This window comes from Hymenobacter latericoloratus (assembly GCF_014199535.1).
GTDB classification, from domain to species: Bacteria; Bacteroidota; Bacteroidia; order Cytophagales; family Hymenobacteraceae; genus Hymenobacter; species Hymenobacter latericoloratus.
This window is the reverse complement of record NZ_JACHNV010000002.1, coordinates 712,023-727,653: the sequence shown is the minus strand read 5'-3', so window position 1 is coordinate 727,653 and position 15,631 is coordinate 712,023. Positions and strand designations below refer to the sequence as shown.

The 15,631-nt window shown below is 62.0% G+C and carries 15 protein-coding genes and 1 pseudogene; all 16 read left to right on the top strand.

The window, feature by feature from the left end:
• Positions 1 to 51: 51 nt before the first annotated feature.
• The 16 genes and pseudogenes from GGU46_RS08780 to GGU46_RS08700 all read left to right on the top strand — a co-directional run bounded on the left by GGU46_RS08780 (position 52) and on the right by GGU46_RS08700 (position 15,613).
• Entirely contained in the window at positions 52 to 489 is a 438-nt protein-coding gene (locus GGU46_RS08780; protein ID WP_183403153.1) for a hypothetical protein, read from the top strand.
• Positions 490 to 623: 134 nt separating this feature from the next.
• Complete coding sequence (locus GGU46_RS08775; protein WP_139923308.1) at positions 624 to 1,358, top strand: YebC/PmpR family DNA-binding transcriptional regulator; 735 nt, start codon at positions 624 to 626, stop codon at positions 1,356 to 1,358.
• Between the two features lie 53 nt (positions 1,359 to 1,411).
• Positions 1,412 to 2,590: pseudogene (locus GGU46_RS22100) on the top strand (serine hydrolase domain-containing protein).
• Between the two features lie 111 nt (positions 2,591 to 2,701).
• On the top strand, positions 2,702 to 3,043 hold the full coding sequence (locus tag GGU46_RS08760; RefSeq protein WP_183403150.1) for a hypothetical protein: 342 nt from the start codon (positions 2,702 to 2,704) through the stop codon (positions 3,041 to 3,043).
• A 222-nt stretch (positions 3,044 to 3,265) separates the two neighbouring features.
• Positions 3,266 to 4,411 (top strand): 23S rRNA pseudouridine(2604) synthase RluF, encoded by a 1,146-nt coding sequence (rluF, locus tag GGU46_RS22295; RefSeq protein ID WP_183403149.1) that lies wholly within the window; start codon positions 3,266 to 3,268, stop codon positions 4,409 to 4,411.
• Positions 4,412 to 4,867: 456 nt separating this feature from the next.
• Entirely contained in the window at positions 4,868 to 5,287 is a 420-nt protein-coding gene (gene yiaA / locus GGU46_RS08750) for an inner membrane protein YiaA (protein WP_183403148.1), read from the top strand.
• 69 nt (positions 5,288 to 5,356) lie between these two features.
• Complete coding sequence (locus tag GGU46_RS08745) at positions 5,357 to 5,914, top strand: sugar O-acetyltransferase (protein ID WP_183403147.1); 558 nt, start codon at positions 5,357 to 5,359, stop codon at positions 5,912 to 5,914.
• 260 nt (positions 5,915 to 6,174) lie between these two features.
• On the top strand, positions 6,175 to 7,179 hold the full coding sequence (gene bioB / locus GGU46_RS08740) for a biotin synthase BioB (protein ID WP_183403490.1): 1,005 nt from the start codon (positions 6,175 to 6,177) through the stop codon (positions 7,177 to 7,179).
• Positions 7,180 to 7,344: 165 nt separating this feature from the next.
• The gene (locus GGU46_RS08735) at positions 7,345 to 8,481 is read left to right on the top strand and encodes an aminotransferase class I/II-fold pyridoxal phosphate-dependent enzyme (protein WP_183403146.1); all 1,137 of its coding nucleotides are present in this window, start codon (positions 7,345 to 7,347) and stop codon (positions 8,479 to 8,481) included.
• Positions 8,482 to 8,604: 123 nt separating this feature from the next.
• On the top strand, positions 8,605 to 9,372 hold the full coding sequence (locus GGU46_RS08730; protein ID WP_215906290.1) for a metallophosphoesterase: 768 nt from the start codon (positions 8,605 to 8,607) through the stop codon (positions 9,370 to 9,372).
• A gap of 151 nt (positions 9,373 to 9,523) precedes the next feature.
• Complete coding sequence (gene bioD / locus GGU46_RS08725; RefSeq protein ID WP_183403145.1) at positions 9,524 to 10,144, top strand: dethiobiotin synthase; 621 nt, start codon at positions 9,524 to 9,526, stop codon at positions 10,142 to 10,144.
• A 174-nt stretch (positions 10,145 to 10,318) separates the two neighbouring features.
• Complete coding sequence (gene bioA, locus GGU46_RS08720) at positions 10,319 to 11,641, top strand: adenosylmethionine--8-amino-7-oxononanoate transaminase (protein WP_183403144.1); 1,323 nt, start codon at positions 10,319 to 10,321, stop codon at positions 11,639 to 11,641.
• Positions 11,634 to 12,896 carry a beta-ketoacyl synthase N-terminal-like domain-containing protein gene (locus tag GGU46_RS08715; protein WP_183403143.1) on the top strand — a complete coding sequence of 421 codons (1,263 nt, stop codon included), beginning with the start codon at positions 11,634 to 11,636 and terminating at the stop codon, positions 12,894 to 12,896. Before bioA ends, GGU46_RS08715 begins: the two co-directional genes overlap by 8 nt.
• A 160-nt stretch (positions 12,897 to 13,056) precedes the next feature.
• Entirely contained in the window at positions 13,057 to 14,418 is a 1,362-nt protein-coding gene (locus GGU46_RS08710; protein ID WP_183403142.1) for a M20/M25/M40 family metallo-hydrolase, read from the top strand.
• Between the two features lie 200 nt (positions 14,419 to 14,618).
• On the top strand, positions 14,619 to 15,224 hold the full coding sequence (locus GGU46_RS08705; RefSeq protein WP_183403141.1) for a glutathione peroxidase: 606 nt from the start codon (positions 14,619 to 14,621) through the stop codon (positions 15,222 to 15,224).
• A gap of 230 nt (positions 15,225 to 15,454) precedes the next feature.
• On the top strand, positions 15,455 to 15,613 hold the full coding sequence (locus GGU46_RS08700) for a hypothetical protein (RefSeq protein WP_183403140.1): 159 nt from the start codon (positions 15,455 to 15,457) through the stop codon (positions 15,611 to 15,613).
• Positions 15,614 to 15,631: the final 18 nt, after the last annotated feature.

Genomic DNA, 15,631 nt, shown 5'->3' with positions numbered 1-15,631 from the left:
CTCCGCCGTTGGACCGGAGCGTTTAACGGGCGCGGCCGAGTACCTTGCGGTATGCTTTATCGTGTTCTTCTTGCGGCCTCGCTTTGCCTGGGCAGTTTTCGGGGGGTAGCCCAGCGCTCCGCCCCGGCCGTGCCCCGACTGGCGCCTTCGTTTTTCACTACGTACACCTACCTCACGTATTCTATTCTGGACAAAGCCACCAGCCCCACGCCCATGCCGGCCAGGGGGGTAGGCGGCACGCTCACGCTGCGGCCCGATGGCACCTACCAGAAGCACCTCACACTCAGCATCAACGGCGGCACCATGCCCTTTGACCAGGACGGGCGTTTCACTTTCGCCGGCAACCGCATCAGTTTTTCCTATACCGACAAAAAGGGGCAGGTCCGCACCGACGAAGGCACGTTTCAGCTGCGCCATGGCCTCCTGACGCTGACCATGGCGGGCTTTCCGGCTGGTAACCAGAGCATTTATACCCTGCGTCAGCAGTAGGCTTCCCGCACCAGTCTGCGCCCAGGCTCCGCCGTTGCGCCCCGCCGGGGTTTCTGCTAACTTGCAGCCCCCTTTCGGCCCCACCCGCCGAAACGTCAACTCACTATTTCACCATTTCACCAACTCACTGATAGATGGGACGCGCGTTTGAATTCCGCAAAGGCCGCAAAATGAAGCGCTGGGACCGAATGTCGAAGGACTTCACCCGCATCGGCCGGGAAATTGTCATGGCCGTGAAGGAATCGGGCCCCAACCCCGATACCAACTCCCGCCTACGCACGGCCATGCAGAACGCCAAGGGCGTGAACATGCCCAAAGACCGGGTAGAAGCCGCCATTAAGCGGGCCAGCAGCAAAGAGGAAAAAGACTACCAGGAAGTGGTATATGAGGGCTACGCGCCCCACGGCGTGGCTATTGTAATTGAAACGGCCACCGACAACCCCACCCGCACCGTAGCCAACGTGCGCATGTACTTCAACCGGGGCAACGGCGCCCTGGGCACGGCCGGCTCTTCCGACTACACCTTCACCCGCAAGGGCGTGTTCAAGCTGGCCGCCGAAGGCCTCGACCTCGACGAGCTGGAGCTGGAGCTGATTGATGCCGGTGCCGAGGACGTGTACGCCGACCAGGAAGAAGACGAGCACGGCAACGTGAAAGAGTACATTGTGGTAGAAACCGCCTTCACCGACTTCGGCCAGATGCAGAAGGCCCTCGAAGAAAAGCAGTTAAACGTGGTTTCGGCTCAGCTGCAGCGCGTGCCCAACACCACCGTGCACCTCGAAGGCGACCAACTGGAGGAAGTAATGAACCTCATCGAGAAGTTTGAAGAGGACGACGACGTGCAGGCCGTGTACCACACGCTGGGTTAAGTCACGGATTTAGCCGGATTCTTCGGATTACACGGATTCTTTCATCTGTGCTTATGGCGTTCGGAACGCGTGGGCAGCTTTCTTTGCGGAGAGCTGCCCACGTTTGTTTTCGGGCGGCAGCTGCTATTCACCTGTTTGCGCGTTCGTTTATGCTGGTAAGCTCTATTATGAAGAAGATACTACCCCTGCTGTTTCTGCTTTACTCGGTGGCGGCAGTAGCCCAACAACATCAGCAGGAACTATCAGCCCTACTCGAAAAAGAGCAGGTACCGGGCATGCAGCTGGTTTATACCCGGAAAGGCGAAACCATCCGGTACAGCCTAGGCCTGGCCAAAGCGGGCACTGCGCAGGCCGTTACGGCTGCCACCACGTTTCAGGCGGCTTCCCTGGGCAAGGTGGTGCTGGCCTACACCGCCCTGCGCCTCCACGACCAGGGCCGGCTTAACCTGGACAAGCCCTTAGCAACGTATTACGCGGAGCCCCGCCTGCGCACCCAGCCCCGCGCCGCCACCATTACGGCCCGCATGGTGCTCACGCACACTTCCGGCCTGCCTAATTGGGCCGAAAACCCGCTGGAAGCCAGCTGGAAAAGCTCTGACCTGAAGTTAAAATACACCCCCGACAGCTGCTGAAACTACTCCGGCGAAGGCTTCGTGCTGCTGCAGAAAACCCTGGAGCGCATCACCGGCAAGCCCCTGCAAACGCTGGCGCAGCAGGAGGTATTCCGTCCGCTGGGCATGCGCAACAGCAGCTTCGTCTGGCGCGGTGAGTTCGATAAGGATGCCAGCTTTGGCCACTCCGACGCGGGCAAGCCCACGGAAGTTCGCCGTTTCCAGGAAGCCAACGCGGGCTTCAGCCTGCTCACCACGGCCACCGACTACAGCCGGTTTGTGCAGGCGCTAGTAAAAGGCCAGGGGCTGAAGCCGGCGACGGCCAAGTTGCTGACTACCCCCGCCAGCACCGCTGAACGCTGCGCGAAACCGACCAGCGCTACCGACCCGTTCGTTGCCTGGGCCTACGGGGTAGGCTTGGCCACCACCAGCCGCGGCCCCGCCCTCTGGCACTGGGGCGACAACGGCGACTTCAAGGGCTTCTTTATCGCCTTCCCCGACACGCAGGAAAGCCTGGTGTTTTTCACCAACGGCGCTAATGGCTTGCGCGTCACGGATGCTGTGCTGCAGCTATTTTTCGGGCCGGGGCAGTACCGGGCCATGCAGTGGCTGGCGGAGTAGCTGGGTTTCCGGCGCGGCAGCGGCCGGCCTACCCCTCAAAATACCGGCAACCCTATATCCCTGCGCGGGCATATCCGGTATATATCCCACGAAACCCACTCTCCCGGTACCATGCCCATCTCCTATAAAACCCTGTTCCTGCTCGAAGCCGATGCTTTTTCCCTGGTCGAAATCAAGCTGCTGGACGTGCAGAGCGACGACCCGGCCGAAGTGTACTTCTGGTTTCGGTTCGATAAAGCCAGCCACCACCTCGAGCACCTGGAGTTCGTGGCAATGAACCGGGATGGTGCCGAGGAGCAGCGGGAGTTTCGGCAGGGGCGGCTGCAGTTCAATGGGGCCAGCGGCACCTTCGCGGCCAAGGATGGAGCCAGCTCTTCGGTGCGGGTGGGCAGCACGGCTTCCCTACCCCCTGCGCTCGACGAAGCCATTCAGCGCTATTTTGTGGGAGCCTAGCGCCTTGTCTTCCTACCCCTACTCAAGGCGCAAACCGTTGTGGGGCCAGGGCTTGCGGATTGGGCAGAAGCTGGCCCGGGTCGGGAGCCCCGGCTGCTGATCTGGCGCAATCTATTTCAGTAACACACCCCGGCCCATGCACTTCCGCCGTATCTTTGTGGTCCGCTTGGGCAAAACGGCCCGGGCGGATCATTTTTGTTTTGCCCTCAACACCCGTTGCCCATGCCTACTCGTCTTAATAAATACATCAGCGAAAGTGGGGTTTGCTCCCGCCGGGAGGCCGACCGCTTTATTGAGCAGGGCAACGTGCTGGTGAACGGCAAGCGGGCCAGCATCGGCGACCAGGTGTCGAGCAAGGACCGGGTTTCGGTAAACGGCATTGTCATTGAGCCCCGCGCCGAAGAAGATGCCGTGTACATTGCCTACAACAAGCCGCCGGGCATCATCTCCACCACCGATACCGGCATCAAGGACAACATCATCCGGGCCATCAAGCACTCGGTGCGTATTTTCCCCATCGGCCGCCTCGACCGGGAATCGCAGGGCCTGATTCTGCTGACCAGCAACGGCGACATCGTCAACAAGATTCTGCGGGCCGGCAACAAGCACGAGAAGGAGTACATCGTGATGGTCGATAAGCCCATCAACGACCTGTTTATTGAAGGCATGGCCAACGGCGTGCCGATTGGGGGCACCATGACCCAGCCCTGCAAAGTAACCAGGGAAACGTCCTACATCTTCCGCATTGTGCTGGTGCAGGGCCTCAACCGTCAGATCCGGCGCATGTGCGAGTACTTCGGCTACGAGGTGGTGCAGCTGGAGCGCATCCGCGTGATGAACATCAACGTGAAGGGCCTGGGCGTGGGCGAGTGGCGCGAGCTGAAGGAGAAAGAGCTGAAAGTGCTGTTCGAGATGATTAAAGACTCCGACGGCACCGATGACGGCTCCACGCCCCGGCGGCGCAAGCGTCCTTCCTCGGCCGAGTTCTGGGCCGACCGCCCGGGCCGCAAGGGCGCGGCCCCCAAACGGCCCGCCGATGCCACCGGCCGCGCCAAGCCGGCCGGCGCCTGGGTAGAAAAGCCCACCGGCAAACGGGCCGCCAGCCGCCCCGCCCCTACCCCCTCCGCCCCGCCCGAGTGGCCCACGGGTCCGGCCCGGCCCAATGGCCCCGCCACCGGCGTCCGCCCCGACGGCCCGAGCTTCGGCAAAGCCCGCCGTCCTGCCGGAGCCTCGGGGCCGGGCAGCGGACCGCGCCCCCGCGGCGCGGCCGCCAGCAAAGGCTCCCGGCCTACCCCGGCCGGACCACCCAAAGGGAAAACCAGCACCCGCGGCACCCGGGGCGCCAGTCGGCCCGGCAAACGCTCCTAGTATCACAAAGCCTAAAGCAAGCGGCCCATCCTGCCACAAAGGATGGGCCGCTTGCTCGTTTTAAGAGGGGTGGGCGCTGGACTGAGCAAAGGCCAAGCGCATTTGCGCCTGACACAACCTTTCTGACACGTTACGGACGCGACTCCTTCCTACCCCCTTAGGGCCAGTAAAGGTCCGATCAAGCAGTAAGGGGGCACGATTTGGGAAGACCTGTTCCGGACACTTCACAAAAATCAAAGTCTGATTTATCAATTCAATTACAAAACCATATACGGAATAATATCATTGAATATCAATCAATTACCAGCAACATATCCTAAATATTCTCAGTCATCATACTGATGATGTAAAGTCTGATAGACTCACAAATTCGGATGTACACTAGGGAAGGGGCCGCGTATGTTTGAACTGTTCGGCCAGGGTGGCTGAGCAGACTTACTTCAAACTTTCTGCGTCATGAACACCAAACCATCCAACGCCTTTATTGCCGCTTCCTGGGTAGCCCTGCTGGCGGGCGTCGCTGCGTTCATCATCGGCCTCTGGAACGCCCAGATGCAGCTCAATGAAAAGGGCTACTACTTCGCAACGCTTATGTACGGGTTGTTTGCGGCCATTTCCCTGCAGAAATCGGTGCGCGACCAGTTGGAGGGCATTCCCGTGACGGGTATCTACTATGGCTTGAGCTGGTTTTCCACCCTGCTCTCGGTAGCCATGCTCACGGTGGGCCTCTGGAACGCCACCCTCACCCTCAGCGAGAAAGGCTTCTACGCCATGTCGTTCCTGCTGAGTTTGTTCGCGGCCATTGCCGTGCAGAAAAACACCCGCGACAACCGCGGCTCAAGCACCACCTCCGCCGAGGCAACAGCTTTGAGCTAAGACCGGGGGTAGCGGGCTGGGTAGTACCTTGCCGCTGGCAGGGCCTGATTCTTCTCTGCTCAACTTGCTATGTCTTCAACGCACAAAGAAAAGATGCTGGCCGGGGAGCTGTACTTCGCCAACGACCCCGAGCTGGTAGCCGAACGCCTGCTGGCCAAGCAGCGCTGCCACCGCTACAACCAGGAGCCCGTGCACCTGAACCGGCAGGTGCTGGCCGAGCTGCTGGGCTACGAAACCGACGCCCACCTGGAAGCGCCCCTGCGCTGCGACTACGGCTACAACATCCGGCTGGGCCAGGGCGTGTACGCCAACTATAACCTTACCATCCTCGACTGCGCCCCCGTCAGCATCGGCGACAATGTGTTTATTGCCCCCAATGTGGTGCTGAGCACGGCCGGGCACCCCGTAGAGGTGGCGCCGCGCATTGCGGGCTGGGAGTTTGCAAAGCCCATTACTATCGGCAACAATGTGTGGCTGGGAGCCGGGGTGCTGGTCATGCCGGGCGTAACCATCGGCGAGGGCACTACCATTGGGGCCGGTAGCGTGGTTACGCGCGATATTCCGGCAGGGGTAGTGGCTGTGGGCAACCCCTGCCGGGTACTGCGGGAGGTAGCCGCGCCAGAATAGCAGTCACGCCCTGAAGTAGGCAGAAAGCTAAAAGATGCCGTCGTTCGGGCTTCTGAAGAAGTTTACCATCTCACACACAGCACTGTAACACTGCAGCTTCAGGAAAGAAGGCACCAGCAGTACAGCTGCTTCATCTTCTAGAATATACTTCTCGTGTATCTTGCAGCCCGCTCCGTAGCTCCGCTCTGCCGGCGGGCTGCTTTGCTTAGCTTCCACCCCCAACCACAAACCAGAAACTACTTCCTCCCCGCCCCATGATAATGCGTACTGACTGGACCCTCGACGAAGTAAAAGCCATTTATAACCAGCCCGTGCTGGAGCTGGTAACCCAGGCCGCCGCCATTCACGCCGAAACCCAGGCCACCGGCGAAGTGCAGGTGTGCACCCTGCTGAGTGTGAAAACCGGCGGCTGCCCCGAAGACTGCGCCTACTGCCCCCAGGCGGCCCGCTACCACACCGGCGTGCAGGCTCACAAGCTGCTGCCCGATGCCGAAGTGCTGGCCGCGGCCCAGCGCGCCAAAGACGGCGGCTCCACCCGCTTCTGCATGGGCGCCGCCTGGCGCGAAGTGCGCGACAACCGCGACTTCGACCGGGTGCTGAACATGGTAACCGAAGTCAACAACATCGGCCTGGAAGTGTGCTGCACCCTGGGCATGCTGAATGAATACCAGGCCGAGCGCCTCAAGGAAGCCGGCCTGTATGCCTACAACCACAACCTGGACACCAGCCGCGAGCATTACGACGACATCATTACCACCCGCACCTACGACGACCGCCTGAACACGCTGGAGCACGTACGGAAAGCCGGTATTTCGGTGTGCTCGGGCGGCATTATTGGCCTGGGCGAAACCGACGAGGACCGCATTGCCATGCTGCACACCCTGGCCACGCTGCCCCAGCACCCCGAGTCGGTGCCGGTGAATGCGCTGGTGCCCGTGGAAGGCACGCCCCTGGCCCAGCAGCCCCGCGTGAGCGTGTGGGAAATGCTGCGCATGATTGCCACGGCCCGCATCCTGATGCCCCGCACCATGGTACGCCTCTCGGCCGGTCGCCAGGAAATGCCCGTAACGGAGCAGGCCCTCTGCTTCCTGGCCGGCGCCAACTCCATCTTCTCGGGCGAGAAGCTGCTCACGACCCCCAACCCCGACTTCGACGCCGACAAGCAGATGTTCGCTCTGCTGGGCCTGAAGCCCCGCAAGTCGTTCAAAGATGTGCCCGAAGGCGCCGTAGTGCTGGGCAAGGAAGCCGCGCCGGTAGTAGCGTAAGTAGCAGTTGTTTTTTAGAAAACGTCGGTCATCCTGAGCCCAGCGAAGGACCTTCTCACGGCGGAACGAGTCGTTGTTACGATGGTCGTGCTACTGGGAAAAGGTCCTTCGCTGGGCTCAGGATGACAGACGTTTTTTACCCGGCTCATTTTTTAAGCCGCTTTCATGGCTACCCCCCTGCCTCTCCACCAACGCCTCGCCCGCGAGCTAGAGCAGCGCGAAGCTGCCGGCACGCGCCGCCGCCTTACGCAGCCCGCCGCCGGGCTGGTGGATTTCAGCTCCAACGACTACCTGGGCCTGAGCCGCCACCCGGCCGTGCAACTAGCTTTGCAGCAGGCCACTGCCGAAGCAGCGGGCAGCACCGGCTCCCGCCTGCTCACCGGCAACTCTATGGAGGCTGAGGCCCTGGAGCAGCATCTGGCGCAGTTCCACCGGGCCGAGGCAGCCTTGCTCTTCAACTCCGGCTACGCGGCCAACCTGGGATTCTTCGCCGCCCTGCCCCGGCGCGGCGACACAATTCTCTACGACGAGGCCTCGCACGCTTCCGTGAAGGACGGTATCCGGGGCTCGTTTGCCACGGCCTGGAGCTTCCGCCACAACGACCTCACCGACCTGACCCGCAAGCTAGCCCGCGCCACCGGAGCCGTATTCGTGGCCGTGGAGGCGCTGTATTCTATGGATGGCGACATGGCCCCGCTGGCGGAGCTGGCGGCGTTGTGCCGGGAACGGGAGCTGTACCTGGTGGTAGATGAGGCCCACACCAACGGCCTCTACGGCCCCCGGGGTGAAGGCTTGGTGGCGGAGCTGGGGCTGGAAGCCGATGTGTTTGCCCGCGTGCTCACGTTTGGGAAGGCCCTCGGCAACCAAGGTGCCGCCGTGGCCGGCCCGGCCGTGCTCCGCGACTACCTCCTCAACTTCAGCCGACCCTTCATCTATACCACCGCCCTACCCCCGCACTCCGTCGCAAGCCTGCGGGCCGCGTACGAAGTGCTGCCGGCTCTATCGGCGGAGCGGGAGCAGCTGTTCGCCCTTTCCGATTACCTGAAAACCCGCCTGAACGCCGTACCGGGGCTGCGCGTGCCGCCGGAGAGCCATGTCATTCACCCGGTTTTCTTCACCGACTCGCCCGGTCCGGCCCGTGCGCGGGCGGTAGCGGCGGCCACCCAGACCGCCGGCTTCGATGTGCGCCCCATCGTGGCCCCTACGGTACCGGCCGGCACGGAGCGGCTGCGGCTTATTCTGCACAGCTACAACACAGAGGCGGAAATTGACGGGCTGGCGGTAGTGCTAGGGCGGTTCTAAGCAGGGCGCGCTTTTTAGGAGCGTACTGCGCTGTGTATTTTTATTTTACTCGTGTTACCTATTCAGATGCCAGTATCAAGACGTACGTTTTTGCGGTCGGGTGCAGTGCTTACAACGGGGGTGTTGCTGCTGGACGCCTGCTGGCTAGAGCAGTTGTGTATTGAAGTCAATGAATTTGAAATCAACGCTCCGACTCCCGGCATACCAAGTTTGCGGGTCCTGCAGATTTCCGATTTACACCTGCAGTCAATTTCTTATTCAATAACCAGACTCGTCAGAGTAATAGCTCAGCTGCAGCCCGATTTACTGGTTTTTACGGGCGACGCCATTGATAAGGCAGAAAACATTCCGGTGCTACACGATTTTCTGCAGCTCCTGCCCACTAACCTGCAAAAGGTTGCTATTCTGGGCAATTGGGAATATTGGGGCAACATCAACATAGCGGAACTTGGCTCAACCTACAGCCAAAACACCTGTCAGCTACTTATCAACCAGACGGTAACTTACCGGATCGGCAATAAAACCATTGCCCTTACGGGCCTGGATGACTACGTAGGTGGCTCCCCCGATGTGCCGGCTGCTTTGCAAACGTATTCGGGCAGTGATTATCACATTCTGTTAAACCACTGCCCTGCCTATACAACCACCATTGTACAGCAGCTTGCCGGGCGCAGCAAGGTGGACTTTATCTTGTCGGGGCATACGCACGGCGGGCAAATTACTTTGGCTGGCTTTGCTCCGCTTCTGCCCCGGGGCAGCGGGAAGTACGTGAGGGGTTGGTACCAGGAAAACGCCACGAGGCTGTACGTTTCCAAAGGGATTGGCACCAGTGTGGTGCCCCTCAGGTTCGGGGCAAGAGCAGAGGTTGCCCTGTTTACGCTGGCCGGGTAGTCCTGGGCCGGCACCAGCCGCGGGCCTTTCAACGGCCGCGGGTGCCGACCCACGTTAGAAAAAAGGCCCCCATCTTTGCTTTTTCCCTTACTCAGGCCGTCTGACCGCTACGGCAGGCAGGTAGCCGGTTTCACTGTTCTTTCTTTTTCCTTTGGAACGACTTTTCATCACCGGCATCGGCACCGACGTCGGCAAAACCGTGGTGTCGGCCATCCTGACGGAGGCCCTGCAGGCCGATTACTGGAAGCCCGTGCAGGCCGGCCTGGAGCCCAGTACCGACGCGGGCACGGTCCGCGGCCTCGTACGCAACACCCGCAGCCATTTTTGGCCGGAGCGCTACCGCCTGCAGCTGCCCGCCTCGCCCCACGCCGCCGCCGCCGCTGAGGGCCTCACCCTCCGCCCCGAAGATTTTCAGCTGCCCGAAACCGACAACCACCTGCTGGTGGAAGGGGCCGGCGGCCTGCTGGTGCCCCTGGCCCCCGGCTTCCTGATAGCCGACCTGGCCCAACAGCTGAACCTGGAGGTAGTGGTGGTTTCGCGCAATTACCTGGGTAGCATCAACCACACCCTGCTCACGCTGGAAGCCCTGCAGGCGCGCGGGCTGCGGGTGCGCGGCCTCGTGTTCAACGGGGAGCCAACGCCCGCCACCGAAAACTTCATTCAGCAGCATACCGGCGTGCCCCTCCTACCCCGCGTCCGGCCCGAAACCGAAGTCACCCCCGAGGTAGTAAGCCGTTATGCTGCTGAGTTCCGAGAGTGGTTTGAAGCTTGAAAACTCCTGTCATCCTGAGCTTGCGAAGGACCTTATCACGTTGAATGAAGTCGTTAGTAGTGACTCAGGTGTGATAAGGTCCTTCGCAAGCTCAGGATGACGGGAGAGGCTGATTGCCCAAAACTGCTGCCTGCGTGCCCGGTTGTACCTTCGCGCTCCATTACCCCTCCTTCCATGCCTACTCTTTCTGAGCGGGACCACGCCGTGGTGTGGCACCCTTATACCCAAATGCAGACTGCCCCGCTGGCCGTGCCGATTGTGCGCGGGGAGGGTAGCTGGCTGATTGCCGAGGACGGCACCCGCTACCTCGACGGTATTTCGTCGTGGTGGGTGAACCTGCACGGGCACGCCCACCCGCACATGGCGGCCCGCGTGAGCGAGCAGCTGCGCACCCTGGAGCACGTGCTGTTTGCCGGCTTCACCCACCCCGCCGCCGTGGAGCTGGCCGAGCAGCTGCTGGCTATTCTGCCCGACAACCAGGCCCGGGTCTTTTACTCCGACAACGGCTCCACGGCCGTGGAAGTGGCCCTGAAAATGGTGCTGCAGTATTTCCATAACCTCGGCCAGCCGGAGCGCCGCACCTTTCTCTGCTTCCAGAACTCCTACCACGGCGACACCTTCGGGGCCATGGCTGTGAGTGCGCGCGGGGCCTTCACGGAGCCGTTCTGGCCCCTGTTGTTCGACGTGGAGTTTGTTGACGTACCCGTGCCGGGCCGGGAGGCCGAGGCATTGGCCCAGCTCGATACTCTGCTCGGCCGGCCCGATGTAGCCGGCTTCATCTTTGAGCCCCTGGTGCTGGGTACGGCGGGCATGGTGATGTACGAGCCGGAGGTATTGAGCGAGATGCTGCGCCGCTGCCACCAGCGCGGGGTGCTGTGCATTGCCGATGAGGTCATGACGGGCTTTGGGCGCACCGGGCCGCTGTTTGCCAGCAGCCTGCTTCAGGAGCAGCCCGACATCATGTGCTTCTCCAAGGGCCTGACCGGCGGCACCCTGGCCATGGGCCTGACCACCTGCGCCGCGCCCATCTACGCTGCTTTCCTCAGCGACGACAAGATGCGGGCCCTCTTTCACGGCCACTCCTACACGGCCAACCCCGTGGCCTGCGCCGCCGCCCTGGCCAGCCTGGAGCTCACCCGCACCGACGAATGCCACCAGCAGCGCCAGCGGATTGAGGCTGCCCACACGGCTTTCCGCCAAGAGATTGAGGCCCTGCCCGGCATCCGGCAGGTGCGCCACCGGGGTACCATTCTGGCGGTGGAGTACGACCCCGGCGAGGGCACCAGCTACTTCAGCCGCCTCCGCGACGCCTTTTATCAACTCGCCATCGACAACCACATCGTGCTCCGCCCCCTGGGCAACGTAGTGTACCTGCTCCCCCCCTACTGCACCACCGATGCCGAACTGGAGCTGCTGTACGCGGTGCTACGGCGCATGCGCGAAGTGGTCCTGAACTTCGAGCCGGCCCCTACCCTACCCGAGTACCTGCATGACTGAGTTTGCCCCCAACGAGTTGATTGTTATCCGGGGCCGGGGCCGGGTATCGGCGCTGGGGCTGCAGCCGGCACCGGCCGATGCGCACGTTTCGCCTTTCACCACCCACGCCACCGGCCTGCCCGTAGCCGCCCTACCCCCCGCCGCCGAGGCAACCCTCGCGGAGCTGCGCCGCACCCAGGCCGCTTACCGCCAACTCGACCGCACGGTACTGCTGGGTTTATTGGCGGCCCGCCAAGCCACCGCGGCAGCCGGCTGGCAACGTAGCGAAGGGGTGAGTGGTGAGCAAGAACACGACCCATTACTCACCCTCTCACCCTCTCACCATTTCACCACTTCCCCTCTGGCCGTCAGCATCGGGAGCAGCCGGGGTGCTACGGGGCGCACGGAGGAGTTTCACGCTGGTTTCTTGGCTGATGGGGTTGTGCCCGCGGGTGCCTCGCCACTGACTACCCTCGGCAACGTGGCTAGCTGGGTGGCTTATGACGCAGGCAGCGCGGGCGGCGCAGCCCTGAGCCACTCCAGTACCTGCAGCAGCGCGTTTCAGGCCCTGGGCAATGCCACGGCCTGGCTGCGGGCGGGCATGGCCGAGCGGTTTCTGGCGGGCGGCACCGAGGCGCCCCTCACCGATTTCACCCTGGCCCAGATGCGGGCCATTGGCATCTACTCGCCCTTTGCCGCCGAAGATTTTCCCTGTCGGCCCGGCGCGGGCAAGCCCTCCACGTTTGTGCTGGGTGAAGGTGCGGCGGTATTTGCCCTGGAGAAAGTGAGCCGGCAGCAGCTGGCGGCGGAAGCCGCCTCCGCTCCGGTTTTCGTGCTGGAAAGCGTGGGGTTTGGCTTCGAGGCCATTGGGAGCAAAACGGGCCTCTCGGCCGAGGGGCAGCACTTTCAGCAGGCCATCCGGCAGGCCCTGGCTCAGGCCCGCCTCACGCCCGCCGCCGTGGATGCCGTGGTGCTGCACAGCCCCGGCACCCCCGCCGGCGACGCGGCCGAGCGGGCGGCGCTGCGGGCAGTTTTCGGGAGAAGCCTACCCCCACTGCTGTCCAACAAGTGGCTGGTGGGGCACACCCTGGGCGCCTCGGCCGCCCTCAGCCTCGATTTTGCCCTGCACATCCTCGAAACTCAGCAGTGGCCGGCCGCACCGTTTGCCACCGACATAGCTTCCGCAGCCCCGAAGCCTATCCGCCGGATTCTGGTGAATGCGGCCGGCTTCGGGGGAAACGCGGCTAGTGCGCTGGTGTCGGCGCTAGAGATGTAGCCGGAGTACCGCTTTACCGCTGCCAGTAAAACACAAAGTGTTTCACTAGTCCATAACTTATACCCGGCTAACCCGCTGCGGGCCTTACCTTGTGCCGCAACGTGGGACCACCCTTCCGCGTCTCTTGCCCAATTCCGCAACCTGAACCCTACCCTTTTCCATGCGCCGTTCCGCTTCGCTGCTGCTACTTTCCCTCGGGTTTGCTACCCCCATTTTCGCCCAGAACAAGCCCACTACCACCCCCGATCCGCTCATTACGCAGATGGTGCAGGACATTTCGGAGAAAAACCTGCGCGACGACATTGACAAGCTCGTGAGCTTTGGGACGCGCCACACCCTCTCGGACACCAAAAGTAAGAAACGCGGCATCGGGGCGGCCCGCAGCTGGGTGGAAAGCGAGTTCCGCAAGTACAGCAAGGCCAGCGGGGGCCGCCTGAAAGTGGAGCAGGATACCTTCACCATCAAGCCCGACGGCCGCCGCATCGACCGGCCCGTGGTGATGGCCAACGTCATGGCGACCCTGCCCGGCACCGACCCCACGGATAAGCGTGTGTTCATTGTGAGCGGGCACATCGACTCGCGGGTAACGGACGTGATGAATGCCACCGCCGACGCACCCGGCGCCAACGACGACGGCTCGGGCACGGTGGCCGTGATGGAGCTGGCCCGCGTGATGAGCCGGCAGCAGTTTCCGGCCACCATCATTTTTGTGGCCGTGCAGGGCGAAGAGCAGGGCCTTTATGGCTCGACCCACCTGGCCAAGCGCGCCAAGAAAGAGGGCTGGAACCTGGTGGCCATGCTCAACAACGACATCATGGGCAACTCTTCGGGCCACGACCCCGAAATAAAGGACGACAAGCGCCTGCGCGTGTTCAGCGAAGGTGTGCCCGCCACCGAAACCGCCGACGAAGCCCGCGTGCGCCGCACGCTGTCCTCTGAAAACGACTCACCCAGCCGCAACCTGGCCCGCTACACCCGCCTGGCCTGCCAGCAGTACGTGCCCGGCCATGAGGTAGTGCTGGAGTACCGCCCCGACCGGTTCCTGCGCGGCGGCGACCATACACCCTTCAATCAGCAGGGCTTCACGGCGGTGCGCTTCTCGGAGATGAACGAAGATTTCCGCCACCAGCACCAGGATCTGCGCCAGGAAAACGGCACCGAGTACGGCGACTATGCCAAGTTCATGGACTTCCCCTACCTGCGCCGCAACACCGGTGTGAACCTGGCCACGCTGGCTTCCCTGGCTCTCGCCCCGGCCGCGCCCGAAAACGTGGGCGTGCTCACGGCCAACCTGACCAACCGCACCGAGCTGAAGTGGGAAGCGCCCAAAGCGGGCGAAAAACCGGCCGGCTATTACGTGCTCATGCGCGAAACCAGCGCCCCGGAGTGGCAGCAGAAATTTTTCGTGACCGACACCAAAGCCGACCTGCCCCACAGCAAGGACAACTACATTTTCGGAGTAGTATCCCTGGATGCCGAGGGCCACGAGAGCCTACCCATTATCCCGAAGCCGGTGCGCTAGAGCACTCGGATTCTCCGGAATTTTACACCTTTTAACTCACCGGGCCCGACTGCGTTTCTCAACGCGTCGGGCCCGGTGCCGTTTAATGACATTCTGCCCCGCTGCGCAACTGTTGGGCTTCAAATCGGTTTCTCCGTCGGGTGAGCGGGCAGGCACCGGGCCCAACGATGTACTTTTGACCTTCTATCAATTCCAAAGCAATGTCCTCTTTCCGTCAAAAACTGCTGAAAGCTCTCTACCCACTCATCATGAAGCTGTCGAAGTCGGGCAGCAAGGGTAAGGTGCTCCGGAATGAGAAGCCGGTCTCCGCTCCCGTGCCGTTCTACAATCTCGCGGGCCAGCTGAACTCCGGCCGGCAGCTGAACTTTGATGAGCTGCGGGGCAAGAAAGTCCTAGTGGTAAACACGGCGTCCAACTGCGGCTATACCAATCAGTACGAAGAGCTGCAGCAGCTTTCCGAGCAGTTTGCCGATCAGCTGGTGGTGCTCGGTTTCCCGGCCAACGACTTTGCCGAGCAGGAAAAGGCCGACGATAAAACCATCGAGCAGTTCTGCCAGGTAAACTTCGGCGTATCGTTTCCCCTAATGAAGAAGAGCGTGGTAGTAAAGAAGGGCGAGCAGAACCCTGTGTACCAGTGGCTCAGCAACGCCCGCCAGAACGGCTGGAACGAGCAAGCCCCCGACTGGAACTTCTCCAAGTACCTCATCAGCGAAGATGGCCGCCTGACCCACTACTTTGGCCCCGCCGTTTCTCCGCTCAGCGACACGGTCATCAACACAATCAAAACGCCGGGCCAGAAAAGTTAGCGGCCGGGCTTGCTAAGGCGAATAAACAGGCCCGTTCTTCCGCTGTCCGCACGTTTTAGCGCAGCCTACCCTTGAAGCTACTGCCCAACCTGCACCCCGGGGTTACTGCCTGCACCAGGGGGTAGGCAGCCGGCATATAGTCAAAAATTCCAGCTCAGCCGTTGGTGTTTTTCCAAGGAACTGCGTACTTGCGGCCGCAAAGCGGGGTAGGGCCCGCGTTTTATTTGCATATGCTGCTCACTACCACCTCATTCGGCACTTCTACTGCTCTGGCTTCGGCTGGGGTGGCTGCCGCGTGTATGGGGGTGAAGCTGGGCAAACAGGTAGCCTCGCCGCTGTCGGTGGGCCTGCTGATGGTCAAGAAATCGAAGAAACGCAACCCGACCTGACCGTCGCACCTGTTCGTC